Source organism: Nocardia brevicatena NBRC 12119 (assembly GCF_000308495.1).
In the GTDB taxonomy this organism is placed as follows: domain Bacteria; phylum Actinomycetota; class Actinomycetes; order Mycobacteriales; family Mycobacteriaceae; genus Nocardia; species Nocardia brevicatena.
The window spans coordinates 1-24,081 of the sequence record NZ_BAFU01000236.1 but is presented as its reverse complement, the minus strand read 5'-3'; the positions used below and the strand labels follow the sequence as shown (position 1 = coordinate 24,081).

The window sequence follows — 24,081 nt, the reverse complement described above, 5'->3', positions numbered from 1 at the left end:
GGCCGTGCAGGTTTCCTCGTCGATGAGGAAACCTCTACGTTGCTGGATATGGAGAATGAGCGGTGAGCGAATTCCATGCCGAAGAGATCTTTCCGGTGTCGTCTTTCCCGAACCCGTATGTCGTCGGGCGGGTCGTCGGTGATTTCGCCGTCGGGCAGCGGGTCGTGCTGCGCAAGGAGGACAACACCACCTACAGGGGCGTGCTGGAAGGCCTGGAGATCCATATGAAGATACCCGGCAAGGGTTCGTTCATGTTCTCTGCCGGGATTTCCCAGCGCATCGAACCGGGAGACGTCGTCTACGACTTGCCCGCCGACCAAGGAGGCATGTCGCCACGATGATCCGCCATTCTGGAATGGGTCGGCACCGCAAGGTTTGTCCGGGCTGGTGACGTCGTCGGTGCCGTGCCCTTCTCGATCGACATGTCTGCGTTCGGTCAGTCGGTTCGGGGCGATGCGGGTGAGGCGGCGAGGGGATGGGGTTCGCCGGTGAGGTGGGCGACGGCGGTGGCGACTTCGGTGATGGTGGCGGTGGTGTAGATGCCGGTGACTCCGCTGCCGGTGTTGCTGTGGCGGGCGAATTCTCGGGCGACGGCGGTGCCGTAGTGGCGTTCGACCCAGGTGATGGTGGTGTGGCGGAGCCAGTGGATGGAGATGCCGTGGGTGCGGATCCAGGGCAGGTGGGTGCCGAGGCGGTCGAAGAGGTGGTTGTAGCGGCGGCGGGTGATGGGGTGGCCGGTGCGGGCGCGCAGGAGTGGTTCGTTCGGGGGTGCGCCGCGTTGTTCGGCGTGGCGGCACAGGGCTTGCATGAGGGTGGGGGAGATGGGTCGCCAGAGGTGGGTGCCGCCCTTTTCGCGGAGCAGGATGATCGATTGGACGGGGTCGAGGTCTTGGGGGCGTAGGGCGAGGGCTCCTGCTCGGCGGCAGGCGGTTTCGGTGTGCAGGCGCAGGATGAGGGAGTCGAGTTCGACGATCTGGGTGAGGAGGTCGGTGGGCAGGGCGCGGCGGTGGGAGCGGGTGCGTCGGGGTTTGGTCAGGCGGGTGGCGGGGTTGTCGCGGGGGTCGATGAGGCGGCTGTCCTCGGCGTGTTTGTAGAGGCGGCGCAGGGCGTCGATGACGTGGCGGACGACGTCGTTGCCGCCGCGGTCGGAGCGGCGGATGACCCGGTTCGCGCGGATCTGTTCGCACAGGGCCTGCAGGTCGGCAGGAGTGGGTTCGTCGAGGCGACGCTGTGCCCAGCCGGGTTGGGCGAGGATCTTGTTCCAGTAGCTGCGGTAGTGCTCGCGAGTGCGGTTGGCTGGCATGCGGTCGAGGGTGGCGGGGATGAATTCGCCGAACGTCGATGCAGGAGAAGCAGTCTCGGCAGCGGGTCCATTGGTGAGGTCGGTGACGGAGACGCCGAGGCGGTCCATGAGCATCTGGACGGCGGCGATATCGGCATGCGTGTGCGGGGTCATCGGGTGGTTCCTTCGGCGAAGCGGCGGGCGAGGATGTCGTCGAGGACGGTGGCGGGGTAGACGACCAGCAGGGCGTGGTCGGGGTCGGCGGCGAGTAGGACGCGTTCGCGGATGCGGATGCCGGCGGCATGCCGGACCGAGGCGGGAATCGAGATGTGGCCGTATTTGGTGACGCCGCGTTTGCCGTGGCCGGGGCGGGTGATCAGGACCAGGCCGCCGGTGACTCGCCAGGACAGTAGATCGCCGGAGTGCCAGTCGAGGGCGTCGACGATGGCTTTGTCGACGACGCGGCCGTTGGTGTCGACCGGGCGGATGCTGTGCACGGCGGTTGAGGGTTCCGGTTGGTCGACCGCGGAGAGCGGCAGAGCGGAGCCGGATGGCAGGGTGCCGGGCCAGGTCGTGAAGGAGGGAAGTAGTGGCCGCAGTGTGTCATCGGTCACAATTTCCACCCCCGATGGGGGTAAAACCGCAGGTCGCGGCATGGGCAGAAGAGTATGTGTCCAGGCAATGCCTGAACACGGAATTTAGGGCACAAATGCCACAAAAAAGTGTCCGGAGGGGGACTTGAACCCCCACGCCCTATAACGGGCACTAGCACCTCAAGCTAGCGCGTCTGCCATTCCGCCACCCGGACCGGTGTGCTCCGCAAGAGTATCGGATGGTTAGGTGTAGGGCCAAATCGCGGGTCGGGCGTGGGGGTTCCGGTCAGACCTTGGAGACCTGGGCCTGCCACATCCAGTGCAGTTGTTCGAGGCGGGCGGCTATTTCGATGAAGAGATCCTGGGTCACCGGATCTGCCTTCTCGGTGGCATCGATGCGCTCGCGGAGGCGGGAGATGACGGTGGCCAGGTTGTCGACGATGGTGTTGATGACATCGGTGTCCTGCTGCCAGCCGTCAGGGAAGCCGAGCCCGGCGGCTTCCTTGGCGACCGTGGCGGCACGTCCGTCGGGGCTGACGCCGATGGAGGTGGCGCGCTCGGCGGAGGAGTCGGTGTATTCCCGGGCCGTGCTCACCAGTTCGTCCAAGGCCAAGTGGACCGAGCGGAAGTGGGTGCCGATGACATTCCAGTGGGCCTGCTTGGCGATCAACGACAGATCGATGAGGTCGACCACGGTTGCGCGCAGGGCGTCGCCGGTGATGCGCTGCGCTTCGGCGTCGAGGGTGCTCTTGATGGGGACGGACATCGCGTTTGTGCCTTCCTCTGTGTCGAATCGGCCGTCAAGGTCGTCATACCCGCTGGTGGACATGTAAACCTCTCGTCCCGCATGCGGAGATCGGGACGGGCGGATATGACGAAATCGTGACTTCACGGTCGGGTTACCCCGGTTCGCTCCGTCAAACAGGCAGGATCTGTGATGTGCGGGTACTGCTGACCGGTGCGGCCGGTTTCATCGGGTCTCATGTCCGTCGTGCGCTGGTGGGGGCCGGGCACGAGGTCGTCGCGGTGGATCTCATGCTCGCGGCGGCACACGGTGCCGGGGTGGCGGTGCCGGAGGGGGTGGGGCGGGTTGATGTCCGCGATGCCGAGGCGATGGACCGGGTGTTGCGGGGTATCGACGTGGTCTGTCATCAGGCGGCGGTGGTCGGGGCGGGGGTGAGTCCGCAGGACGCGCCGGCATATGCGAGTCACAACGATTATGGGACGGCCGTGCTGTTGTCGGCGATGGATCGGGCGGGTTGCTCGCGGCTGGTGTTGGCCTCCTCGATGGTGGTGTATGGGGAGGGGAGGTATCGGGGGCGGCGATGTGGGGTCGTGGTGGTGGGGACGCGGCGGCAGGAGGATCTCGCGGCGGGGATATTCGAGCATCGGGCGGGGCAGGAGATACTCGACTGGGTGCCGGTGCCCGAGGACACGCCGGCACGGCCGCGCAGCCTGTATGCGGCGAGCAAGGTGGCGCAGGAGGACTATGCGGCGGCGTGGGCGGTGGCCACCGGTGGTTCGGTGACAGCGCTGCGTTATCACAATGTCTACGGTGACGATATGCCGCGGGACACCCCGTACTCCGGAGTCGCGGCCATCTTCCGTTCCGCGCTGGCGGCGGGACGGGCGCCTCGAGTGTTCGAGGACGGTGGCCAGACCCGTGACTTCGTGCACGTCGAGGATGTGGCCGCGGCGAACCTGGCCGCGGTGGAGCGTGGGTTGCCGGGGTTCGTGCCGTTGAATATCTGCTCGGGGCGTCCGATTACGATCGGCGAGGTTGCCACGATATTGGCTCAGGCGCAGGGCGGGCCGACACCTGTGGTGACCGGGCAGGTGCGGCCCGGCGACGTTCGGCATATAGTCGCCGATCCGGCACGGGCGCAGCGGCTGCTCGGGTTCACGGCGCGGGTGGAGCCGGTGGAGGGGCTCACCCGGTTTGCGTTCGCGCCGTTGCGTGCGTCGGCGGCGGTGGGCGCGCCGGGCGTGTAGCGGCTTGTTGATCAGGTGTGGAGCGCGGGTTTCGACCTTCCCGAGGATGGTGGTTCCCTTACCGGTGATCTGGCCCGGGCCGGTCATCCGGTCTACCTCGTGGATGCTTGTGGCTACGGTCGGTCGTCGTGTCCTGCCGAGCTGTCGGCGAAGAACCCGCCCGCGGTCCGGGCCGGCATGGTGGTGCGGGATATCGCCGCCGTGGTCGATCATCTCATCGGTGAGCACGAGGGGCGGACCACGATGTTCGGCCGGGTAACCGGAAGGCAGTAGTTGGGGCAGTACACCGCAACGCATCCTGGGCAGGTAAGACATCTCGTCTTCTACAACAGTCTCTACGGGGAACGAACGGGTACCCGCCCTGGGTCGGGCTCGGACCATGGGGACCCCGAACGACCCGGCCGGTTCGATGCCGCACGTTCGGCGCCTATCGGCTCGTTCCGGCAGAAGGCCTCCTGCCGAGTCGGGACGCGACGATTCCGGTCGACGACAAATCGGTGTGGCACACTCCGGCGGTGGTCAACGCCTACGTTCGTGTCGTGCCGGCCTCGGTCCCGACGAGCGGGTACCGCAATCTGCCCGGTTTCAGTGTCCTGTCCAGCGCGCTCGGCGACAGTTCGAGCTCGCCGCCGATCACCTTCCCTGGCGCGCGGAGCGCATCGCCGCTGTCACGCCCGTTCTGCGCGGTGAATACGGTTTCTGGAGCCGCCCGCAGGATGTGGAGCTGTTGGCGTGGCATCTGGTGCACGCGCCAACGGCGCACACCGTCGAACTGGCGGAGGCTACCCATTTCGCGCGCCTCGCTCGTCACGATCACAGGCGAGGGCAGCTGCCCGAGGCCGTCGGCTTTCCTCGGTGAATGACCGGCAAGGCCGCCACGCTGCTGTCGAGGTGGTGTTGCACCGGTTCGGTCCGTGGTGGGCCGGCTCGGCCAGGCGGCTTCGCGACGGCGGTGCTGTGGCGGTCTTGCGTATGGCTGCCGGCCGCCGGTTCGGCCTGTTCGGTTCAGAAGAGGTTGAGCAGCGCGATGTAGACGGCGGTACCGAGCGCGATGCTGACGAGGGTGCGGCGGCCGCTCGCCAGATGCACCGCCGCTGTGACGACCACGGCGATGGTCGCAGGCAAAACGGAACCGGATCCGGTGGTGGCGGCGTCCCGTAGGGATGTGGCAGCGAGGATGGCGAGGATGCCCACGGGCATCCATGACGACAATGCCCGTGCCAGGGGGGAGCCGCCGACGCGGTGCAGCACGGCGAAGGGGACTGCACGCAGCGTCAGTGTGATCGCGAATGCGATCAGCAGGACCGCCAGGAGGTAGCCGATGTCAGGCATCGGGGTCTCCCTCGGAACGATCTCGGCGAACAGTGACGAGGTAGCGGAGGAGCAGTAGGGCGACGAAGGTCGGCAGCGCGACGAACAGGGCGGCCTCGGGGGCGGTGACGAGCGCGAACGCCACACTCGCGCCCGCGCAGAGTACCGAGGGAATTTCGCGGCGGGAGTGGAACGCGTCGAGGGTGAGCGTCGTGAACAGTGCACACAGCGCGAACTCGAGGCCCTCGACCGGGCCCGGTAGTGCCGTGGCGACTGCGACGCCGACCAGCCCCCCGACGACCCCGTAGGTCTGACAGGCGATCTGCATCGTCAGCAGTCGAGTGGCGGACCGTTCGGACTTCGGAAGCGACGCCGATACCGCGTACGCCTCATCGATCATGGCGTACACGCTGTAGGCGCGTGCCAGGCGATTGCGTACCAGGTGCAGCGGAAAGGAGAACGCGTAGAACACGTGCCGAAAGTTCACGACGAACACCGTCAGTGCGACCGCGGCGAGCGGGGTGGCGGCAGCGATCATGCCGACCAGCAGCAGTTCCAGCGAGCCGGCGAAGACCGTCAGCGACAGTGCGGGCGTCAGCCACCACGGCAACCCGGCCTGCACGATCAGTAGACCCAAGGCGATGCCGAGCGGAAAGATTCCCAGACCTGCCGAGAACGAATCCCGCACACCCGCGGCCGCACGGTCGAAACGCTCCTCATGCGTAGATCGGACAGGGTCGAGAACAAGATCGGGCACGCTTCCATCGTCCCGTATAGAACGAGGCGTTTGGTTGCGAATATTGCGCGCATAGGCACCGAGTGCGCAATATTTATGTGTAGGTTCATTGGACAGGGCAATTATTGCGGAGTTGGAGCGGGACGGTCGTCTCACGAACGTCGAACTGGCCGGTCGCGTCGGGCTTACGCCGGGCCCGTGTCTTCGGCGCGTTCAGCGATTGGAGGCGGACGGGGGTGATTCGCGGCTACCGTGCCGTCATAGATCCCGAGTCGCTCGGGAGGGCGTTCGAGGTGCTGCCCGAGGTCACCCTGGAAAGCCAGGACGCCCGGACGGTCGAATGCTTCGAGGACACCATGATCCGGTTAGACGAGGTCAGGGAGTTGCGGCGCCTGTTCGGCACGCCCGACTACTTCATCCGTGTCGCTGTCGCCGAGCTGAACGCCTACGAAACCTTCCTCAGTCGACATGTCAGGACCGTTCCCAGGGTTCAACGCGATATCTCACGTTTCACCATGAAGACCATCGAGTAGCCGGGACGTCCGCATGAACCGCTCACGCCGGCCAGCGCTGCTATGCCCACCCGGCGCCTGGTGGCGCGTTCATTCTCGGAGCCCGGCAGTCGTTTCGTCGGCGAGGCGATGGAGATACATAGCGAATTGGCGGCGGTCGTGTTCGGGCCAGGTGGCGGTGAGTTCATCGAAGCATCGACGCTGCCAGTCGTGGGCCTCGGTGAGTAGGCGTCGACCGTAGTCGGTGAGCCGCAGGACCACTCGTCGGCGGTCGTGGGCGGAGTCGATTCGGACGAGAAGGCCCGCCGCGAGCGTGTCACGGACCATGCGGCTGGCGCCGGAGTGGTCGAGGCCGAGTTGATCGGCGATGGTGGTGACGGTGACTTCGTCGCCGGTCCGTGACCCGGTGGCGGCGGCTTCGAGGACCTGGATGTACTGGGTCCGGCGCATGTCCGCATCCGGTTCGGCGGAGGTTCGGGTGTATGCCTGATTGGTCCAGCGGCGGGACCAGAACCGGACCAAGCGGAACAGTGCCGGTCCGCCGTCGGCGGTGGGGTCCGTGACGGTGGGGCGGATCACGGTCTCGGAGTTTTGGATATAGCTGCTGCCCATCTCGACATTGTATGCATTGCGCACATATATTTATATGCGTATCGCATGCAATGGGACTGTTCTGTCCGATGAGTAGGAGGTTCGCGATGTCCATCGTTCTGAATCACACGACCGTGGCGGCGACCGACAAACAGGCCTCGGCGAGGTTCTTCGCCGAGCTGATGGGGTTGTCGGTCGCCGCCGCGGTCGGGCCGTTCGTGCCGGTCGTGGTCAACGACGATCTGACCCTCGATTTCGACGATCGGGGGCGCGTCGAACCGGGGCACTATGCCTTTCTCGTCGACGACGCCACGTTCGACGCGGTGTTGCACCGCCTGTCGGCGTGGCCCGCCGTCGACTACGGTTCCGGTCCGGAAAACGGGTGGGATCGGCAGATCAACCACCTCGCGGAAGGACGGGGAGTCTATGTTCGCGACCCCGACGGCCACAGCTACGAGCTGTTCACAGCCGTCCCCTGATCCCTGTCGATTCGGTTCGCGAGGGAGCGGATGGAGTCGGTGACGGTGGCCAAGGCCATGAGCCGGACCGCGTCGACATGAGTGGGTACCTGCCCGGTGGCGGCGGCGATGAACCCGTCACCGTCGAACCGGGTGTGCGGCGGTGTCAGTGCCCGGGCCAGGCCATCGTGCGCGCCCTGCGCGACGATTCGGCAGCCCGTCTTGTCGAGGCGGGCATTGGTGGCGACGACGCCGATCGTGGTGTGCGCCCGCGCGCTGTCGAAGCGGAACGGGTCGGCGAGTTGCGCAACCGCGTCCAGGGAGATCTCGGCGGTGCCGTCGTCGATATCGCCGAAGGCGTTCACCACGCAGATCGCGGCCACCACCACATCGCCCAGCTGTCGCTGCGCGTAGCCGATACCGCCGGGGCGCCGGCCGGCCGGACCTCGCCAGTGCGCCGTGTACACGCCGGTGCCGGCGCCGATACGGCCGGTGAGGATCTGGTCGCCGGTGGTGGCCCGCGCGGCGGCATAGCCGCTGTCGGCGGTGGGCCGGGCCGTGGGATCGCCCGCACCCAGATCGAACACCGCCAACGTGGGGACGATCGGAACCCTCCCGGCCGGGGTGGGCACGCCGCGGCCCTGCTCTTCCAAGTAGCGCATCACACCGTCAGCGGATGCCAGGCCGAACGCCGAACCACCGGTCAGGACCGCCGCGTCCACCGATACGACCGCCTTCTCGGGAGACAGCGCATCCAGCTCGCGGGTTGCGGGCGCTCCGCCACGGATCTCGCAGGAGGCAACCGTGCCCTCCGGGAACGTCACCACCGTGCATCCGGTCTCGCCGACCTCGTCGGTCCAGTGACCGATGCGGACTCCGGGTACCGCGATCATCGACCAACTCCCTTCGCGCCGTGGGTGCCTCGTCATTCTCGTGGTAGGGGGGACTCTCCGCCACGCCGGACCGGCCGGGTCCGCACCGTGGAGTTCCGCCGCCTCGGCGCGTTGCCCGCCTCGGAGGCCACCATCGCGAGGAATCCGCCCGGATATGCTCGCGCGCCAATGTGCCGGTCGGGTGGGGCGGACGACATCTTGTGTCGAGGCTCCCGCGTACGCTCGGAGAATGGCGGATACGGCGCTACAGCGCGACAACCCCGTCGACAGGTTGGTCGAGTTGGTCGAAGGCAAACAGGTCGTGGTGCTCACCGGGGCCGGAGTGTCCACCGACAGCGGTATTCCCGACTACCGGGGTCCCGACTCCCCACCGCGCAACCCCATGACCTTCCAGCAGTTCATCGGCGACCCGGCCTTCCGGCAACGCTACTGGGCGCGTAACCATATCGGCTGGCGCCGGATGGACGCTACCCGCCCGAATCCGGGGCATCACGCCCTGGCGCGCCTGGAGCGGTCCGGACTCGTCGCCGGGGTGATCACCCAGAACGTGGATCTGCTGCACACCAAGGCAGGCAGCCGTCGGGTGATCGACCTGCACGGCACCTACGCTCGGGTGCGCTGCCTCGACTGTTCGGCATTGATCTCCCGGATGACGCTGGCCGAGCGGTTGGAGGGGGCGAACCCGGGTTTCGCGACGGCGGCGCTCGCCACCGGCATCGAGGTCGCGCCCGACGCTGACGCCGTGGTCGCCGATACCGACAGTTTTCGCATGGTGGACTGCGATCGCTGTGGTGGCATGCTCAAACCCGATATCGTCTACTTCGGCGAGAACGTCCCCAAGGAGCGGGTCGCGGCGGCGTTCGAACTTGTCGACTCGGCACAGGCGCTACTTGTCGCGGGCTCCTCGCTCACCGTCATGTCCGGGCTGCGGTTCGTTCGCCGCGCGGCCCGCAACGGCAGTGCGGTGGCGATCGTGAACCGAGGTCCCACCCGGGGTGACGGTCTGGCCACTCTCCGGCTGGACGCCGGATGTTCACAGGTGCTCGCCGAGCTCGCGGACAGGATCCAGACGCGGGAGCGCGCCGCGGTCCGCGTTCGAACATCCTGTTCGTGAACCTCCGCGGCGGTAGGTTCGCCTGCCGGTCGGCCCTAATTCGTGGAGAACGTGTGTCAGGGGCGGGGCGGGAAGGGGATACGGTCCAGGTCCTCGGCAATGACGAGGGGGCCCGAGAAGTATCGGACGGCCTCGGCATGGTGGGCTTCGAGGGTGCGGTAGCGCTGGGAGAAATGCGTGAGCACGAGGGTGCCCACCCCGGCCTCGGCGGCGATGCGGGCGGCCTGCCCCGCGGTGAGATGGCCGTACTCCTCGGCGAGATGGGCGTCGGCGTCGAGGAAGGTGGCCTCGATGACGAGCAGGTCGACACCGGACGCCAATGCCGGCAGGCCGGGGCATATCCGGGTGTCCATGGCGAATGCGAAGCTCTGGCCGCGCCGCGGTTCGCTGACCTCGTCAAGAGTGACCGTGCGCCCGTCTACTCGGACCGATCCGTGCCGCTGGAGTTCGCCGATCCGCGGCCCGCGCACGCCAAGGGCGTCGAGTCGATGCGGCATCATCCGGTGGCCGGCGGGCTCGGTGAGGCGGTAGCCGAAGGTATCGATGGGATGCGAGAGCGGTACCGCCTCGATCCCGAACGGTGCGGCGGGCGCGTCCAGCGGGCCGGGACCGGTCACCGGACGTGGGCGCAGCGCCACGGTCCGGTGGTAGGGGGTGGCCTCGCACAATCGGTCGAAGTACATCTGACCGGACGCCGGATAGTAGATGTCCACCGGGTGGGCGACACGATCCAGGTTGACGCGCTGCACGATTCCGGGCAGTCCGAGACAGTGGTCGCCGTGGAAGTGGGTGAGGGCGATCCGAGTGATATCGCTCGCGGCCAGACCGGCGAACGTCATCTGACGCTGGATGCCCTCGCCCGGGTCGAACAGAACGCCCTCACCACCCCACCGCAGTAGGTAGCCATTGTGGTTTCGCTGTCTTGTGGGGACCTGACTCGCGGTGCCCAGGACGACGAGCTCGCGCTGCGACATCAGCACGCCTCCGCTGCGGTGCGATATCCGTCCTCGGTGGCCGGCATGGGGCGAGCTTAGCCGGTTTACGGAACCGCCCCGGATATCACCGTCCGCTCGCCGAACGGAGGGTCACGAGATGCCGACATATTGATGGTCCCAGCGGATGCGGCCCTCGGCGTCCAGGACGACGACGTCGTACCCGCCGCCCACAACCGATCCATCGTCCACGGCCCCCATCAGCCAGGCGAGACCGACCAGGTTATCGGTCAACCGGACGGCCGGACCGTCCGGCGCGAACCGGTGTTCACCGGGCGCGACGAACAACTCGTAGGCCGCCGTTACCCGCCGCTCCAGCGCGTCGTGTCCCCGCACCTCCACCGAGGGGATCGGTACGGCCAGGCTCGTCAATGCCTCCCGCATTCCCTGCGGCGCATTGACCAGCACCTGCGCGCTGTCCACCGCCCACAGTTCCCGTATTCGTTTGCGCCGGGCCTGCGCATCGGGCTCATTCCACAGCGCGATGTACTGTTCGGCCATACGCGCCAGTGCCTGTTCATCGAGGTATCTGCTCATGGGAGGAGAGTGTGGCCGGCGGAGTGCGCGGGAGCGATTCCCCGCAGGGAATGGCGGAGACGATATCCGCGGCCGGATACTGCCCGGATGACAATGGCAGTGGAGCCTACGGGGCTCGCCCGGGAGCTGAAACATTGGCGGATCCTGCGTCGGGTGAGTCAGCTCGATCTCGCCCTCCGAGCCGATACCACGCAGCGGCATCTCAGCTTCCTGGAACAGGGCCGGTCCCGGCCGGGACGTGCGATGGTGGCGCGATTGGCCGAATCGCTCGAGCTTTCTCTGCGGGAACGCAACCGACTGCTGCTCGCCGCCGGATACGCTCCCGTGTTTCCCGAATCGGGTTTCGATACAGCGGAACTGGCGCCGGTGCGCGCCGCGCTGGACACCGTCCTCGACGGTCACCTGCCGTATCCGGCGGTCGTCGTCCGGCCCTACGGTGTCCTGCTGACCGCCAACGCCGCTTTCGCGGTGATCACCGAGGGTGTGGCGCCGTGGTTGCTGGAGCCGCCGATCAATGTGCTGCGGTTGGCATTGCACCCTGAAGGGCTCGCGCCTCGGGTGGTGAACCTGCCGGAATGGGGGCGGCATATCACCGAGGGGCTGCGGGTCCGGGCCGTGCGCAGCCCGGACCCGGCCTTGGACGATCTGGTTGCCGAACTCGAAAGCTACCTGCCGCCCGCCGAACTCGGCTCGGATCATCTCGGCTTCGCTGTGCCGCTGCGACTACGCGGCCCTGCGGGTGAGCTGCGGCTGATCACCACGATCACCTCGTTCACCACGGCGGTCGATATCACCCTCGCCGAACTGCACCTCGAGGCGTTTCTGCCGGGTGATGAACAGACGGCGCGGATTTTGCGCGACCGAGCACACAACCGCCGATAGGCACCGGGCGGATGGTTCCTCAGCTCCGGAGTTCGGGGAATTGTTCGTCGCGCCATTCGGTCGCCTGGCCGTCGCCGGCGTTCTCGCGGGCGCGGAGCTCGACGCGGCGGATCTTTCCGGAGATGGTCTTGGGCAGCTCGAAGAATTCGAGGCGGCGCACGCGCTGATAGGGAGCGAGATGTTCCCGCGCGTACCGCAGAATCGACGCCGCCGTGTTCTTGTCGGGTTCATGGCCGGGAGCGAGCGCGATATAGGCCTTGGGTACCGCCAGCCGTACGGGATCGGGTGCGGGGACAACGGCCGCCTCGGCCACGGCGGGATGCTCGATGAGCACCGACTCGAGCTCGAACGGGCTGATCTTATAGTCGCTGGCCTTGAAGACATCGTCGGTACGGCCGATATAGGTGATGTAGCCGTCGGAATCGATACTGGCGACGTCGCCGGTGTGGTAGAAGCCGCCGGCCGTCGCGGCGGCATTGCGTTCCGGGTCGCCGCGGTAGCCGGTCATCAGCGGAAGCGGTCGCCGCGCGAGGTCGAGGCAGATCTCGCCCTCGCCGGGGCCGGTGACCGGCTCCCTGGTGACGGGATCGACCAGTACGACCGGCACACCGGGCAGCGCGCGGCCCATCGACCCGGCGCGGACCTCGGAACCGGGCGTATTGCCGACCTGCGCGGTGGTCTCGGTCTGTCCGAACCCATCGCGGATCGTCAACCCCCAGGCGCGCCGGACCTGTTCGATCACCTCGGGATTCAGCGGTTCACCCGCCCCCACCGCTTCCCGTAACGCCGGCGGCCGCTGCCCGAGATCGGCGTTGATCAGCATTCGCCACACCGTCGGCGGGGCACAGAATGTGGAAACCTCCCATTCCCGCAACCGCTCGAGCAGTGTCGCCGCGTCGAATCGGCGGTAGTTGCAGACCAGGATGGTGGCTTCGGCGATCCACGGCGCGAACAGACACGACCAGGCGTGCTTGGCCCAGCCGGGCGAGGAGATGTTCAGGTGCACGTCTCCCGGACGCAGTCCGAGGAAATACATGGTGGTCAGGTGGCCGACCGGGTAGGAAACCTGGGTATGCTCCACCAGCTTCGGGCGTGACGTCGTACCGGAGGTGAAGTAGTACAGCAGCGGGTCGCCCGGTGCGGTACCGGGATGCGGCGCCGGGCCGGCGGCGACGGATGCCGCCTCCCGCAGATCCGCCCACCCCGCGGCCGGGCCCACACTGATGCGGCCGTAGTCACCGGGAACTTCCGCGAACTTACCGGTGTCGGCGGCATTGCAGATGACATGCCGTACCTGCCCACGGGTGATCCGGTCGACCAGATCTGCCGGGCCGACAGCGGTGGTGGTCGGCATGATCACCGCGCCGAGCTTCATGATCGCCAGCATTGATTCCCACAGCTCGACCTGGTTGCCCAGCATGAGGATCACCGGGTCCCCGCGGCGCACACCCCGCGCCGCCAGCCAGGCGGCGAGTCGGTCGGAGGCGATGGCCATCTCCGCGAAACTGCGCCGGCACGCGGAACCGTCCTCCTCGACGATCGCCAATGCCGGCCGGTCGTTGCCCCGGCCGATCGCGTCGAACCAGTCCACGGCCCAGTTGAACCGTTCGCCCAGTTCCGGCCACTGGAATTCGGCGACCGCGCGCGCGTGGTCGCCGCGCAATGCCAGCAACTGGTCTCGACTCGTCCGGTACGCGCCGGTCACGTCCACGATGTCTCCCTGATCTCCCGACGACACTGTCACCTCGAGCGTGCGCCGGCACCGGTCCCGTCCGATACCCACTCACGGGGGTAGCGGGTATCGAGCCACACCCGGTATCTGCGACCATGGACCGCACCGGCACGAGGCTCGGGAGTATGTATGGACGATGATGTGGCGGTGGGGACGTGGGTCGATCGCCTGCTACCCGAGCGATTGCACCGGCTCGCCAAGCTGAGCGGTATGCCCGTCGTGTTCGGCGGCGCGACGTCTTCCGGTGCGCACCGACTCGTGATCAGCCGGCTGGTCGGTACCTACGGAACCGGGTTGGGTGGCCTACAGGTGCGGATCGGAACCGGCCTGGGTGGCGGCGTGCTCCGCGACCGGATGCCCCGCCGTGTCGACGACTATGCCCGTACCGCCGATATCACCCATGAATACGACCCCATTGTGGTCCAGCAGGAACGACTCACCTCGGTCTTCGCCGTACCGGTCACGGTGCGCGGCAGGGTCCGTGCCGTGCTCTATGGAGCGGTCCGCGACCACCGGCCCATCGGCGATCGCGCGCTGCGCACCGCGGAGATCGTCGCCGACCAACTCCGACACGATATCGAGGACAAGCTCCATCCGGACCCGGAGCCCGCCGATCCGCTGGCCGAACTCGCCGCCATTATCCGCGAAACCGACGACCCGGTGTTGCGGACCCGCCTGAACCGCATCCACCGACGGCTCGGCGGCGAACACAGCGCCGCGGCGGGCGAGACGACGCTCGCGCCCCGTGAGGTCGAGACGTTGCGGCTCGTCGCCGTGGGCGCGTCCAATGTGGAAATCGCCGCCCGGCTCGGGCTCAGCCCACAAACGGTCAAAACGTATCTGCGCAGCGCGATGCGTAAACTCGCCGTCCACAACCGCACGGCGGCTGTCCACGCGGCACGGTTGGCGGGACTGCTGTAACCGGCGCAGGGCCGTCCGGGCCCACGGTCGCGTGTCGGCGGCGGGTCGTGTCTCGGATGTGATCATCCGAGGGCGGCGATTTTGCGTCGCAACACCGTCCGTTCGCGCTCGTTACCGCACAGCCGAACCGCCCGTTCGAGTTCGGTGCGTGCCTCGGCGGACCGGCCCAGGCGGGTGAGCAGTTCTCCGCGCACGCTCGGGAGCAGGTGCGAGTTCGACAGCGCTGTACCGGTGGCCAGTTCGTCCACGATCGGCAGCGCGGCGGCCGGTCCCTGGGCCATGGACACCGCCACCGCGCGATTGAGGTCGACCACCGGTGACGGCGTGAGCCGGCCGAGGGCCTCGTAGAGCAGGACGATGCGCTCCCAGTTCGTCTCCTCGACCGAGGGTGCCACGGCGTGACATTCGGCGATGGCGGCCTGCAGACCGTAGGCGCCGAGCCCCCGACCCACCTGTCCCGCGCGGGCCAGGGCGGCGCGGCCCCGGCGGATCGCGGAGCGATCCCAGCGGCGGCGATCCTGGTGTTCCAGCAGGATCGGTTCGCCGTCGGTTCCGGTGCGGGCGGGGAAGCGGGCCGCGGTGAGCTCGAGCAGCGCCAACAGGCCGTGTGTTTCGGGTTCGTTCGGCACCAACCGGGCCAGGACGCGGGCCAGGCGCTGGGCCTCACCCGTGAGGTCGAATCGGATCAGGTCGGAACCGGAGCTTGCGGTGGATCCCTCGGTGAAGATCACGTAGACCACATTGAGCACCGAGCCGAGCCGGGCGGGACGGTCCGCCACCGGCGGCACCTCGAAGGGTACCCGGGCCGCGGCGAGGGTTTTCTTCGCCCGGGTGATCCGGGCCTGCACGGTGGCCGTGGGAACGAGGAACAGCCGGGCGATTTCGTCGCTGGTCAGACCGCCGATCACCCGGAGGGTGAGCGCTACCCGTGCCTCCCGCGACAGCACGGTGTGGCAGGCGATGAACATGAGGGCCAAGACGTCGTCGTCGATTCGGTCCGGATCCCAGAGCACATCCTCGGTCTCGCGCGTCGGGTCGGCCGGTTCGTTTCCGGACAGGGCGCCGCCCTCGCCCAGGTTCTGGGCGAGGGCGGCGTACCGATCGTCGAGGGCCGAACGTCGGCGGAACGCGTCGATCGCGCGCCGCCGTCCGACGGTGAGCAACCAACCTGCGGGGTTGCGGGGCGTGCCCTCACGGGGCCAGGTCACGAGTGCTTCGGCCAGCGCCTCCTGGGCGAGATCCTCGGCCAAGGCGAAATCGCCGGTGTAGCGCGCGAGCGCGCCGACGATCCGTGCCGATTCGATCCGCCAGACAGCGGCGACGGCCTCACGGCCGGTGTGGTCGGCCATGGTCGGTCGCTCCGTTCAGAGCTGACCGGTGGCTTCGCGCCACGCCCGTTCCTTCTGGACCCAAATATTGTCCTGTGGAAATTCGTCGATCGCGGGGACGCGGCGGATCTCGGTCTTGAATCCGGGCCCGGCGGCGGGCATGCGCTTGGCCCATTCGATGGCCTCTTCCTTGGAAGCCACGTTGAGGATGTAGAACCCGCCGAACAGTTCCTTGGTTTCGCCGTAAGGGCCGTCGGTAACCACGGGCTGTTCGGAGGAGTAGTCGACGACCACACTCTCACTGGGGTCCTCGAGCCCCTCGGTGGCCAGCAGCACACCCGCGCGGATCATCTCGTCGTTGAACTTGCCCATGGTTTCGAGCATCTCGGTGAAGTCGACCGCGCCCATGGACGCGTAGGCCTCGTCGGTGGCGCGCATGATCAGCATGTACTTCATGGGTGTCTCCTGGTTCGTCCGGGTCCCTGCGACCCTCTCACCCATAGGTCGAACGGCGCATCTCGTAGATCGACAGACCCGCGGAAAATTTTTTTCCGAGTTCGCTCGGCCCCGTTCGGCGCGATCCGATCAGCGGCACCGGCACGGGTTGGGGATGAAACCGATCAGGCGTAACCCGTCCGTCGGCCCGGCCGTGAACCGGCTGTCGGTGGCCGGCCGGTGTGGTCGGACGCGATCTTGGTACCTGCTCCGGCGCGGAGCCGGCGGCCCGCGGTGGCTCCGGTTGTCCTGGATTGCGGACACCTGTGGTTTACGGGCGGTCGGCGCGGCGGCGCCATCCGGGTCCACTGCCCATATGTGGGCCGCGGCGAACGGGTTTGCGGTTGCGCCGATTAGGGTGCACGCCCATGAACGCACCGTTCGGCCGGCTGGTGAGCCTGTCCCATATCCACGATCCGCGGACCACACCTCTCTATCCTGGTGACCCCGAGTTCCGGATCGAGACCGTCACGACCATTGCCACCGACGGCTATTACCTGCGATACGTGCGGCAGGGCGAGCACACCGGGACGCATTGGGGTGCGCCGATCCATTTCCGCGCCGACGGTTTGGCCGCCGATGAGCTCGACCTCGACGATCTGCTGCTGCCCGCGGTCAAGATCGACGTGCGTGAACTGTGCGGCCGGAACCGTGACTATGCGATCACAGTGGCCGACCTGCGGGAATGGGAGAGTGTGCACGGCCGTATCCCCAACGGCGCCGCGGTGGTCGCCTGGACTGGGTGGGACGGGAAATGGGGCGGCCCGGAGTTTCTCGGTGGTGGTGAATCGGCCGGTCATATGCCCGGATTCGCGGTCGAGGCCGTCGAATGGCTGTTGGAGACCGGGCGGCTCGGGCGTCGTGGGGCGCTCGGTATCGATACCTTCGGCCCCGATCCGGGCGTCGACGATACATATGCGGTGTCGAAGCTGTTGTACGGCGAGCATCGGATCAGTCTCGAATGTCTGGCCAACCTCGCCGCGCTTCCGGTCACCGGGGCGTGGGTGCTGGTCGGTGGGCCGATATACCGTGGCGGTTCCGGCTCTCCCGCAACCATTTTCGCCCTGGTTCCCTGAACGGACCGGAGGCCGGGATAGGTGCCGCCGATCCGTTGCGGCGGTGCTCGTCCATGATCTGTTTTGCATCATGCATATGATGTGTACGACGCAAACCGATCCACCCGTGCCACATTGAGGAGATTGTGCGTGGAGACCTCCCAATCCACCGTCCGCTCCGGCGGATTGCTCGCGGTCCTGGCCTTCGCCGGTATCGTGGCCTCGCTGACGCAGACCCTGGTGGTACCGCTGCTCGGCCAGCTGCCGCAGCTGCTGCACACCGACGCGTCGAATGCCGCCTGGGTGGTGACCTCGAGTCTGCTGGTCAGCGCGGTCGTCACCCCGGTCTCCGGGCGGTTGGGCGATATGTTCGGAAAACGCCTGGTCCTGGTGGGATCGGTGGTGCCGGTGGTGATCGGTTCGGTGGTCTGTGCCCTGGCGTCGTCGCTGTGGCCGATGATCATCGGACGCGGACTGCAGGGGATGGGGGTGGGTCTCATCCCGGTCGGTATCGCCGCCCTGCGCGATCTGCTGCCACCCCGGCGACTCGGCTCGGGTATCGCGCTCATCAGTTCTTCGCTGGGTATCGGTGGTGCCCTCGGTATGCCGCTGGCGGCGGCCGTCGTCGAGTACAGCAGCTGGCGAATGCTGTTCTGGGGGGTCGCGGCCCTTTCCGCGATCTCGGGTCTGCTGATCTTCGCGGTCGTGCCGCACGCCGCGAAACACGGGCCGCGCGGACGGTTCGACGTTCCCGGCGCGCTCGGCCTGGGCATCGCACTGGTATGCCTGCTGCTGGCCGTCTCCAAGGGCGCGACGTGGGGATGGACCGGTACCACCATCCTGAGCCTGTTCGGTGTGACGGTCGTGGCACTGGTGGCGTGGGTCTGCTGGGAGCTGCGTACCCGTGATCCGCTGGTCGATCTGCGGGTGACGGTCCGGCCGCAGGTGCTGCTGACCAATGCCGCCTCGATCGTGATCGGGATGGCCATGTACGCGCAGGCGCTGATCGTGCCGCAACTACTACAACTGCCCGCGGCCACCGGATACGGGCTGGGCCGGTCGATGGTGCAGATGGGGCTGTGGATGGCTCCGGGCGGCCTGATGATGACGCTCATCTCCCCGATAGGAGCTCGATTGTCGGCGCGCAGTGGGCCCAAGGTCACCCTGGTCACCGGCGCCGTCATCATTACCGCCGGCTACGGTTGCTCGCTGTTCTTGATGGGCACCACCTGGGGTCTGCTGGCGGTGACGGTCATCATCAGCATCGGTGTCGGCTTCGCCTACGGTGCGATGCCCGCGCTGATCATGGGTGCGGTGCCCGCCTCCGAGACGGCGGCGGCCAACAGCTTCAACACACTCATGCGCGCGATCGGCACCTCGGTGGCGGCGGCGGTGATCGGCGCGGTGCTGGCAGAGCTCAGTACCACGATGCAGGGTCATTCCATTCCGACCGAGGACGGTTTCCGGGTCGGCCTGCTGATCGGCTGCGGTGTCGCCGCGGCGGCCGCGCTGATCGCGCTCACCATCCCCGTCCGGCGCGCTGTCGTCGACGCGGCCGACGCCCGAGCAGGAGAGGAGATCCCGGTCGACGACGCGATCGAACAGGTGGGCGAGCGCGGCTCGGATTCCGGCACGCTCGTCTCGGCGGCAAACAGTGCGGGCCCGCCACCCGCACCGGCGGTGAGCCCCGCGGCGACCGGCGCGCACGCCGGACCGGACGGGTACGCCACCGACGCCGGCCCGCTCGGCGCGGCACAGCCGGTCGGTTCGGTCGTGTTCGGACAGGTGCAGGACACGCGCGGGGTCGCTGTGGCGGGCGCGACGCTGACCCTGATCTCAACATCCGGGCGTCAGGTGGGTCGCACGTAGTCCCGTGTCGACGGGTACTACGAACTCGCCGCGCCGACTCCCGGTTCCTATGTGCTGATCGCTTCCGCCGAGGGGCGCCGGCCCGACGCGTCGACCGCGGTCCTCGGTGGCCGTCCGGTGACCTGTGATGTGACACTGGGCGCGATGGCCGGTGTCACCGGCACGGTGGCGCGGTCCGATAGCGGCTCACCGGTCCCGGGAGCGCGAGTCGCGGTACTGGATTTGCGCGGAGAGGTGCTCTCCTCCGGGGAGACCGACCTCGTGGGCCGTTTCGAGGTGGGGGAGTTGTCGGAAGGAGAGTTCACGGTGGCGGTGAGCGCGCTCGGATTTCACCCCACCGCCGTCCCGGTGCGGGTGACCGGGCAGGACACCGCTGTGCTGGATGTGCTGCTGCGACCGGGGGTGCGCCTGCGGGGCGTGGTGCGGGCCCGCGACGGCCGGCCGATCGAGGACGCCCATGTCACCTTGACCGATGCGCGGGGCGACGTGGTGGACACCCTGACGACCGGTCCCGATGGGGGTCTACACCTTCGCCAACCTGGACGAAGGCACCTATACGGTGATCGCCACGGGCTACGGGCCGGAGGCGGCGCAGGTGCAGGTGCGCGATGAGGACATCACGGGTATCGATGTGGAGTTGGGGCACCGCCCGTCCGTGCTGTCGGTCGCCGACAGCGTGGATTTCGGTGCTCGCCCGGAGGCGCGGCGCCAGTCCGGTACTCATCTCTGACGGGGCCGCCCGTTCGGTGCCGTTCGGTGCGATCGTGTCGTACCACCGGCCGGAGCGGCTTCCCGGATCGGCCGTCCGTCACGGACTGTCTGGTCGGAAGGGATATAGGCGGTGCGGTGTTACGATTTTTCGCAACTGGCCCTACGACAGTGAGCGAGACAGTGAGCGCCCAGGACGTGGCCGAGAAGCGGTCCGGTCGAGTGGTTCCACAGAGCAAGCGGGGCACGCGGACGCGGAGCGCACTGGTGGCCGCGGCCCGGGAGGTGTTCGAGCGCGACGGTTATCTCGATGCCCGGATCACCGATATCTCGAAAACCGCGGGGGTCGCGTCGGGTTCGTTCTACACCTACTTCGACAGCAAGGAAGAAATTCTCGCCGAGGTCATCGCGCTCGTGCGGGAGGAGATGCTGCATCTGCACGTACGCCGACAGGTCGGGGTGGACGATCCTCGGCGGCTGATCGAGACGGCCAACCGTGAGTACCTGCTGTCGTATCAGCGCAACGCGCGCCTGATGGCCGTACTCGAGCAGGTCTCGAAGATCGACGAGAAGTTCCGGGTCATGCGATACGAACGCGGGCTGGCATTCGGCGAGCGGAACGCGGCGCTGATTCGGGAACTGCAGGGGCGCGGTGAGGTGGATCCCGAACTGGATCCCCGGGTTACAGCACTGTCGCTGTCGTGCATGGTCAGCAAGATGGCTTATATGGTCTTCGTCGACGGCGAGCCGATCCCCTTCGACACGCTGGTCGACACGTTGAACCGGCTCTGGTTCAACGCCTTGGATCTGAAGCCCTCCTCCTGATCGGCTTCTCGCCCCGATCCTATTCGGTGTGGCGGGCCCGGCCGGGCAGTGGCGGGTGACCGACCCGGCCGGAGTGCGCAGGCGATCGCGGTGGCCGCCGCTGCCCGCCTCACGGAATATCAGACCCGAGGTGACTGCTGCCCCCGCTCGGCCGCTCGGGCGCGGACCCTGCCGAGTTCCGTCGAGGCGATGGTGCGTTTGTGCACCTCGTCGGGTCCATCCGCGAGCCGCAGCGTGCGCAGATGGGCGTACATCATCGCCAAGGGGAAGTCGTCGGTGACGCCGGCGCCGCCGAACACCTGAATGGCGCGGTCCACGATCTGCAAAGCCATGGCCGGTGCCGCAACCTTGATCGCGGCGATTTCCGTACGGGCCGCCTTGTTTCCGACGGTGTCCATCATCCAGGCGGCCTTGAGCGTCAGCAGTCGGGTCTGCTCGATGGCGATACGGGCCTCGGCGATCCAGTCCTGGATATTGGCGCGCTCGCTGAGCGGTTGCCCGAAGGTGATTCGTTCGTCGGCCCGCAGGCACATGAGTTCCAAGGCACGCTCGGCTGCTCCCACGGCGCGCATGCAGTGGTGGATACGCCCGGGGCCGAGTCGGGCCTGGCTTATGGCGAATCCTTCACCCTCGCCTTTCAGCACATCGGAGACCGGTACGTGGACATCGGTGAAATCGATTTCCGCGTGGCCTTCGCGGTCCGCGTAGCCGAAGACCGGCAGATTCCGGATGACCGTGATTCCGGGAGCGTCGATGGGCACCACCATCATCGATTGCTGTCGGTGCTTCGGGGCGTTCGGATCGGTTTTGCCCATGACGATCAATACCGTGCAATTGGGGTGCAAGGCATTGGAGGCGAACCATTTCCGCCCGTTCAGCACATAGTGGTCGCCGTCGCGCACCATCCGCATCTCGATATTCGTCGCATCGGAACTGGCGACGGCCGGTTCGGTCATGGCGAAGGTCGAGCGGATGGTTCCGGCCAGTAGCGGTTCGAGCCAGCGCTGTTTGTGCTCCTGCGATCCGAAGAGGGTCAGTACCTCGATATTGCCGGTGTCGGGGGCGGAACAGTTGCAGGCCTCAGGCGCGAGGTGGCTGCGGCCCATGGTCTCGGCCAGCGGGGCGTACTCCAGGTTGCTGAGGCCGGCGCCCCATTGCGGGTCCGGGTGGAAGAGGTTCCACAGCCCCCGGTCGCGGGCTTGTGCCTGGAGGTCCTCGAGGATCTGCGGGTGGTGATGCGGGTTCCCGGACTCCGCCATCTGCCGTGCGTAGACGGCTTCGGCCGGATACACGCACTCGTCCATGAAGTCGAGGAGATCGCGCTGGTAGCGCCGGGCGCGTTCGGACCGGGTGAACAGGTCCATGGAACTCCGATCGTCGGGATGAGGACAGTGGCGGTGGGTGCCTGCTGGGGATTGCGTTGACGCGAGTATCCGCGGAGGCGGTGGAGGTGGGGCCGTGCCCGGATCATCGCAGTGATCGTCGGTAGCTCTGGATGCCCCGTAACCGGCGGCCGTGGGCGGTCGTCCCGCGTGCGAGGTCGGCGTCGCTACCCGAGGCAACTCTGGTGACGAGGGCGACCACGTCGGCTGTCTGCATGGAAGCAGCCTAGATGAACTTGAAGTCGGATTCAATAAGAAGGACTGGTATGCCGGATGCGTACAGGAAGCGATATCGAGTCCGGCGCCGAATTCGAATACAGTGCGTCGGACCGGTGGGTGATGGTGCCCGCACCCTCTATGTCGCGCGGTCCGGGAGATCGGCCGGTGCGCCACGGGACCGTGCCGCTCGCGTCGCACCCGACGAGCGGCGGATGCGGAAGAAGGTATCCTTCCGGCGGAAGGCGGTCCGTCCGGCCGTGTTCGTAGGCTCGCGACCGCGGAGTGGAGGTCGGTAGATGTCGGCGCTGCAGACGGAAACCGCGGAGGGAAAGAAGGGCGACGACCGGTCCCTCGTGCTCGTGAGATGGATCACCCGATCGGCCGACACCCGGCACGGCGCCCGGTGACCGCCGGAGACGCTGCCATGGCCACGCCGCTGTTTGTGGGACTGACCACCGTGGATATCGCCTACGCGGTGGACAGGTACCCGGCCGAGGACACCAAAACTCGAGCGGTGGACCAGTTTCTGGGTGCGGGCGGACCGGCGTGCAATGCCGCGGTCGCCTACGCGATCCTGTCCGGTGCGTCACCGACGCTGCTCACCGCGCTGGGCCGCCACCACCTCGCCGAGGTCGCGCGCGGTGATCTGCGTGCCCACGGCGTGACGGTCGTCGACACCACACCGGAACACACCGACTCGCCACCGGTATCGTCCATCGTCGTCGCGCTCAGCGCGCAGTCGCGGACGATCGTCTCACTCGACGCCTCGCGTATCCACGCGCCCTCCATCCCCGCGTCGACCGCGTATGTGGCGGGCGCCGGGATGGTGCTCGTCGACGGTCACCTCCCCGAACTCTCGATGGCCGTCGCGCAGCGCGCGAACGAACTCGGTGTTCCGGTGGTGCTCGACGCGGGCCGTTGGAAGGACGTACACGCGCGGCTGTTACCGCTGGTCGATACCGCGATCTGCTCGGCCGCTCTCGTCCCTCCCGGATACGACGAGACCGACGATCTGCTCGACCATCTGCACACGCTCGGTCCCGCGCAGATCGCCATCACCCGTGGAGCGGAGTCGATCCGGTATTCCGGTGCCGGCCGTCGCGGAGATATCGGGATAGCGCCCGTCACCGATGCCGACACCCTCGGCGCCGGTGACATCCTGCACGGGGCGTTCTGCTTCTACTACGGGCGCAGCGGCGATTTCGTCGACGCGCTCGAACGCGCCTCGGCGGTCGCGACCCTGTCGTGCCGGTCGTTCGGTACACGGCAATGGGGGCGGCACCTCAACGAGCTGCCCGCCTGAGACGGCCGTCGTCGCCGGTACGGAGCAGGAGGTCTGCGCGGTCGCGGGTGCCGGCGATCAGGTGGGCGTTGGGTAGGTCGCTGTCGCGGATTATCGCGCAAGCCTGTTCCACCGTCTTCCCACCGGCCAGATGCCGGCGCAGCAGGCGCTGTTCGATCAGCGAGTCGGGGGCGTCGAGATACCACACCGTGTCCAGATGTCGGCGGATCTCGCGCCATCCGGGCCGGTCGAGAAGCAGGTAGTTGCCTTCGACGATCGCGACGGTGTGTCGGTCGAAGACCAACGCGTCCGGAACGGGGTCGTGCAGGGTCCGGTCGTATACCGGCCACGGCACCCTGCCACCGATCGGTG

General features: G+C 67.5%; 28 protein-coding genes, 1 tRNA gene and 2 pseudogenes. 14 read left to right on the top strand and 17 right to left on the bottom strand.

Annotated elements, in window-relative coordinates; all coding sequences use genetic code 11:
• Positions 1-62: 62 nt before the first annotated feature.
• Positions 63-341 carry a hypothetical protein gene (locus ON20_RS28235; protein ID WP_040840620.1) on the top strand — a complete coding sequence of 93 codons (279 nt, stop codon included), beginning with the start codon at positions 63-65 and terminating at the stop codon, positions 339-341.
• Between the two features lie 95 nt (positions 342-436).
• On the opposite strand, the gene ON20_RS28230 is transcribed toward ON20_RS28235, so the two are convergent.
• From ON20_RS28230 to ON20_RS28215, 4 genes are all read right to left on the bottom strand, one after another.
• Positions 437-1,456: a tyrosine-type recombinase/integrase gene (locus ON20_RS28230; RefSeq protein ID WP_040840618.1), complete on the bottom strand. Its 1,020-nt coding sequence runs from the start codon at positions 1,454-1,456 to the stop codon at positions 437-439.
• Complete coding sequence (locus tag ON20_RS28225; RefSeq protein WP_157229091.1) at positions 1,453-1,896, bottom strand: AbrB/MazE/SpoVT family DNA-binding domain-containing protein; 444 nt, start codon at positions 1,894-1,896, stop codon at positions 1,453-1,455. The genes ON20_RS28230 and ON20_RS28225 overlap by 4 nt, the downstream gene beginning before the upstream one ends.
• Positions 1,897-2,005: 109 nt before the next feature.
• Positions 2,006-2,090: transfer RNA gene (locus ON20_RS28220), tRNA-Leu, on the bottom strand.
• A gap of 71 nt (positions 2,091-2,161) precedes the next feature.
• Complete coding sequence (locus ON20_RS28215) at positions 2,162-2,641, bottom strand: Dps family protein (RefSeq protein ID WP_040840616.1); 480 nt, start codon at positions 2,639-2,641, stop codon at positions 2,162-2,164.
• A 173-nt stretch (positions 2,642-2,814) separates the two neighbouring features.
• Here ON20_RS28215 and ON20_RS28210 point away from each other — a divergent pair, with 173 nt between their 5' ends.
• Positions 2,815-3,867, top strand: a complete 1,053-nt coding sequence (locus ON20_RS28210) for an NAD-dependent epimerase/dehydratase family protein (RefSeq protein WP_040840614.1) — start codon at positions 2,815-2,817, stop codon at positions 3,865-3,867.
• A gap of 15 nt (positions 3,868-3,882) precedes the next feature.
• A complete protein-coding gene (locus ON20_RS33570) occupies positions 3,883-4,140 on the top strand; it encodes an alpha/beta fold hydrolase (protein WP_051163535.1) in 258 nt (85 codons plus the stop codon).
• 253 nt (positions 4,141-4,393) lie between these two features.
• Here ON20_RS33570 and ON20_RS33565 read toward each other — a convergent pair whose 3' ends face one another.
• The 3 genes from ON20_RS33565 to ON20_RS28195 form a co-directional block, all read right to left on the bottom strand.
• Positions 4,394-4,657 carry a hypothetical protein gene (locus ON20_RS33565; protein WP_157229090.1) on the bottom strand — a complete coding sequence of 88 codons (264 nt, stop codon included), beginning with the start codon at positions 4,655-4,657 and terminating at the stop codon, positions 4,394-4,396.
• A 215-nt stretch (positions 4,658-4,872) separates the two neighbouring features.
• Positions 4,873-5,199 (bottom strand): branched-chain amino acid transporter permease, encoded by a 327-nt coding sequence (locus tag ON20_RS28200; protein WP_040840612.1) that lies wholly within the window; start codon positions 5,197-5,199, stop codon positions 4,873-4,875.
• Positions 5,192-5,935: an AzlC family ABC transporter permease gene (locus ON20_RS28195; RefSeq protein WP_051163532.1), complete on the bottom strand. Its 744-nt coding sequence runs from the start codon at positions 5,933-5,935 to the stop codon at positions 5,192-5,194. The genes ON20_RS28200 and ON20_RS28195 overlap by 8 nt, the downstream gene beginning before the upstream one ends.
• 88 nt (positions 5,936-6,023) lie before the next feature.
• Between ON20_RS28195 and ON20_RS28190 the strand changes: the two are divergent.
• A pseudogene (locus ON20_RS28190) lies at positions 6,024-6,447 on the top strand (Lrp/AsnC family transcriptional regulator).
• Between the two features lie 69 nt (positions 6,448-6,516).
• Here the strand turns inward: ON20_RS28190 and ON20_RS28185 are convergent.
• Positions 6,517-7,038 (bottom strand): MarR family winged helix-turn-helix transcriptional regulator, encoded by a 522-nt coding sequence (locus ON20_RS28185; RefSeq protein WP_051163530.1) that lies wholly within the window; start codon positions 7,036-7,038, stop codon positions 6,517-6,519.
• Between the two features lie 86 nt (positions 7,039-7,124).
• Between ON20_RS28185 and ON20_RS28180 the strand changes: the two genes are divergently transcribed.
• Positions 7,125-7,496: a VOC family protein gene (locus ON20_RS28180; protein WP_040840611.1), complete on the top strand. Its 372-nt coding sequence runs from the start codon at positions 7,125-7,127 to the stop codon at positions 7,494-7,496.
• Here ON20_RS28180 and ON20_RS28175 read toward each other — a convergent pair.
• The gene (locus ON20_RS28175) at positions 7,469-8,368 is read right to left on the bottom strand and encodes a P1 family peptidase (protein WP_040840608.1); all 900 of its coding nucleotides are present in this window, start codon (positions 8,366-8,368) and stop codon (positions 7,469-7,471) included. The two genes, ON20_RS28180 and ON20_RS28175, sit on opposite strands and share 28 nt — an antisense overlap.
• A gap of 229 nt (positions 8,369-8,597) precedes the next feature.
• Here ON20_RS28175 and ON20_RS28170 point away from each other — a divergent pair, with 229 nt between their 5' ends.
• Positions 8,598-9,482 carry an NAD-dependent protein deacetylase gene (locus ON20_RS28170; RefSeq protein ID WP_040840606.1) on the top strand — a complete coding sequence of 295 codons (885 nt, stop codon included), beginning with the start codon at positions 8,598-8,600 and terminating at the stop codon, positions 9,480-9,482.
• A gap of 56 nt (positions 9,483-9,538) precedes the next feature.
• On the opposite strand, the gene ON20_RS28165 is transcribed toward ON20_RS28170, so the two are convergent.
• Entirely contained in the window at positions 9,539-10,456 is a 918-nt protein-coding gene (locus ON20_RS28165) for a ribonuclease Z (RefSeq protein ID WP_040840642.1), read from the bottom strand.
• A gap of 111 nt (positions 10,457-10,567) precedes the next feature.
• Positions 10,568-11,011 (bottom strand): hypothetical protein, encoded by a 444-nt coding sequence (locus ON20_RS28160; protein WP_040840604.1) that lies wholly within the window; start codon positions 11,009-11,011, stop codon positions 10,568-10,570.
• An 87-nt stretch (positions 11,012-11,098) separates the two neighbouring features.
• Here ON20_RS28160 and ON20_RS28155 point away from each other — a divergent pair, with 87 nt between their 5' ends.
• Positions 11,099-11,893, top strand: a complete 795-nt coding sequence (locus tag ON20_RS28155; RefSeq protein WP_040840602.1) for a helix-turn-helix domain-containing protein — start codon at positions 11,099-11,101, stop codon at positions 11,891-11,893.
• A 19-nt stretch (positions 11,894-11,912) separates the two neighbouring features.
• Here ON20_RS28155 and ON20_RS28150 read toward each other — a convergent pair whose 3' ends face one another.
• Positions 11,913-13,607, bottom strand: coding sequence for an AMP-binding protein (locus ON20_RS28150; protein ID WP_218002670.1), 1,695 nt, complete (start codon positions 13,605-13,607; stop codon positions 11,913-11,915).
• 147 nt (positions 13,608-13,754) lie between these two features.
• Between ON20_RS28150 and ON20_RS28145 the strand changes: the two genes are divergently transcribed.
• Entirely contained in the window at positions 13,755-14,546 is a 792-nt protein-coding gene (locus tag ON20_RS28145) for a LuxR C-terminal-related transcriptional regulator (protein ID WP_051163528.1), read from the top strand.
• Between the two features lie 62 nt (positions 14,547-14,608).
• On the opposite strand, the gene ON20_RS28140 is transcribed toward ON20_RS28145, so the two are convergent.
• Both ON20_RS28140 and ON20_RS28135 read right to left on the bottom strand, forming a co-directional pair.
• Positions 14,609-15,895 (bottom strand): RNA polymerase sigma factor, encoded by a 1,287-nt coding sequence (locus ON20_RS28140; RefSeq protein WP_040840601.1) that lies wholly within the window; start codon positions 15,893-15,895, stop codon positions 14,609-14,611.
• Between the two features lie 15 nt (positions 15,896-15,910).
• The gene (locus ON20_RS28135; RefSeq protein WP_040840599.1) at positions 15,911-16,330 is read right to left on the bottom strand and encodes a YciI family protein; all 420 of its coding nucleotides are present in this window, start codon (positions 16,328-16,330) and stop codon (positions 15,911-15,913) included.
• 407 nt (positions 16,331-16,737) lie between these two features.
• Here ON20_RS28135 and ON20_RS28130 point away from each other — a divergent pair, with 407 nt between their 5' ends.
• The 5 genes and pseudogenes from ON20_RS28130 to ON20_RS28115 all read left to right on the top strand — a co-directional run bounded on the left by ON20_RS28130 (position 16,738) and on the right by ON20_RS28115 (position 20,826).
• Positions 16,738-17,445 carry a cyclase family protein gene (locus tag ON20_RS28130; protein WP_051163526.1) on the top strand — a complete coding sequence of 236 codons (708 nt, stop codon included), beginning with the start codon at positions 16,738-16,740 and terminating at the stop codon, positions 17,443-17,445.
• A gap of 129 nt (positions 17,446-17,574) precedes the next feature.
• A pseudogene (locus ON20_RS28125) lies at positions 17,575-18,987 on the top strand (MFS transporter); the annotation flags it as partial.
• A 357-nt stretch (positions 18,988-19,344) separates the two neighbouring features.
• Positions 19,345-19,905 carry an MSCRAMM family protein gene (locus tag ON20_RS28120; protein WP_040840595.1) on the top strand — a complete coding sequence of 187 codons (561 nt, stop codon included), beginning with the start codon at positions 19,345-19,347 and terminating at the stop codon, positions 19,903-19,905.
• Complete coding sequence (locus ON20_RS40060; RefSeq protein WP_281032925.1) at positions 19,889-20,023, top strand: hypothetical protein; 135 nt, start codon at positions 19,889-19,891, stop codon at positions 20,021-20,023. Before ON20_RS28120 ends, ON20_RS40060 begins: the two co-directional genes overlap by 17 nt.
• 149 nt (positions 20,024-20,172) lie before the next feature.
• A complete protein-coding gene (locus ON20_RS28115; protein WP_245547541.1) occupies positions 20,173-20,826 on the top strand; it encodes a TetR/AcrR family transcriptional regulator in 654 nt (217 codons plus the stop codon).
• Positions 20,827-20,945: 119 nt separating this feature from the next.
• On the opposite strand, the gene ON20_RS28110 is transcribed toward ON20_RS28115, so the two are convergent.
• Together ON20_RS28110 and ON20_RS40055 are read right to left on the bottom strand one after the other, a co-directional pair.
• A complete protein-coding gene (locus ON20_RS28110) occupies positions 20,946-22,190 on the bottom strand; it encodes an acyl-CoA dehydrogenase family protein (protein ID WP_040840593.1) in 1,245 nt (414 codons plus the stop codon).
• Positions 22,191-22,293: 103 nt separating this feature from the next.
• Positions 22,294-22,425: a hypothetical protein gene (locus tag ON20_RS40055; protein WP_281032924.1), complete on the bottom strand. Its 132-nt coding sequence runs from the start codon at positions 22,423-22,425 to the stop codon at positions 22,294-22,296.
• Between the two features lie 426 nt (positions 22,426-22,851).
• On the opposite strand from ON20_RS40055, the gene ON20_RS28105 reads away from it, so the two are divergent.
• Positions 22,852-23,730 (top strand): PfkB family carbohydrate kinase, encoded by an 879-nt coding sequence (locus ON20_RS28105; protein ID WP_040840632.1) that lies wholly within the window; start codon positions 22,852-22,854, stop codon positions 23,728-23,730.
• Here the strand turns inward: ON20_RS28105 and ON20_RS28100 are convergent.
• The coding region (locus tag ON20_RS28100; protein ID WP_040840592.1) for a nucleoside/nucleotide kinase family protein at positions 23,711-24,081 on the bottom strand (371 nt) is incomplete at its 5' end. The genes ON20_RS28105 and ON20_RS28100 overlap by 20 nt on opposite strands.

Coding starts and splice junctions, on each gene's coding strand:
- ON20_RS28130 (WP_051163526.1), top strand. CDS start 16,738: ATGAACGCACCGTTCGGCCGGCTGGTGAGCCTGTCCCATATCCACGAT.
- ON20_RS40055 (WP_281032924.1), bottom strand. CDS start 22,425: ATGCAGACAGCCGACGTGGTCGCCCTCGTCACCAGAGTTGCCTCGGGT.
- ON20_RS28230 (WP_040840618.1), bottom strand. CDS start 1,456: ATGACCCCGCACACGCATGCCGATATCGCCGCCGTCCAGATGCTCATG.
- ON20_RS28110 (WP_040840593.1), bottom strand. CDS start 22,190: ATGGACCTGTTCACCCGGTCCGAACGCGCCCGGCGCTACCAGCGCGAT.
- ON20_RS28180 (WP_040840611.1), top strand. CDS start 7,125: ATGTCCATCGTTCTGAATCACACGACCGTGGCGGCGACCGACAAACAG.
- ON20_RS28135 (WP_040840599.1), bottom strand. CDS start 16,330: ATGAAGTACATGCTGATCATGCGCGCCACCGACGAGGCCTACGCGTCC.
- ON20_RS28165 (WP_040840642.1), bottom strand. CDS start 10,456: ATGTCGCAGCGCGAGCTCGTCGTCCTGGGCACCGCGAGTCAGGTCCCC.
- ON20_RS28200 (WP_040840612.1), bottom strand. CDS start 5,199: ATGCCTGACATCGGCTACCTCCTGGCGGTCCTGCTGATCGCATTCGCG.
- ON20_RS28160 (WP_040840604.1), bottom strand. CDS start 11,011: ATGAGCAGATACCTCGATGAACAGGCACTGGCGCGTATGGCCGAACAG.
- ON20_RS28185 (WP_051163530.1), bottom strand. CDS start 7,038: ATGGGCAGCAGCTATATCCAAAACTCCGAGACCGTGATCCGCCCCACC.
- ON20_RS28175 (WP_040840608.1), bottom strand. CDS start 8,368: ATGATCGCGGTACCCGGAGTCCGCATCGGTCACTGGACCGACGAGGTC.
- ON20_RS28145 (WP_051163528.1), top strand. CDS start 13,755: ATGGACGATGATGTGGCGGTGGGGACGTGGGTCGATCGCCTGCTACCC.
- ON20_RS33565 (WP_157229090.1), bottom strand. CDS start 4,657: ATGGGTAGCCTCCGCCAGTTCGACGGTGTGCGCCGTTGGCGCGTGCAC.
- ON20_RS28215 (WP_040840616.1), bottom strand. CDS start 2,641: ATGTCCGTCCCCATCAAGAGCACCCTCGACGCCGAAGCGCAGCGCATC.
- ON20_RS28170 (WP_040840606.1), top strand. CDS start 8,598: ATGGCGGATACGGCGCTACAGCGCGACAACCCCGTCGACAGGTTGGTC.
- ON20_RS28105 (WP_040840632.1), top strand. CDS start 22,852: ATGGCCACGCCGCTGTTTGTGGGACTGACCACCGTGGATATCGCCTAC.
- ON20_RS28140 (WP_040840601.1), bottom strand. CDS start 15,895: ATGGCCGACCACACCGGCCGTGAGGCCGTCGCCGCTGTCTGGCGGATC.
- ON20_RS28155 (WP_040840602.1), top strand. CDS start 11,099: ATGACAATGGCAGTGGAGCCTACGGGGCTCGCCCGGGAGCTGAAACAT.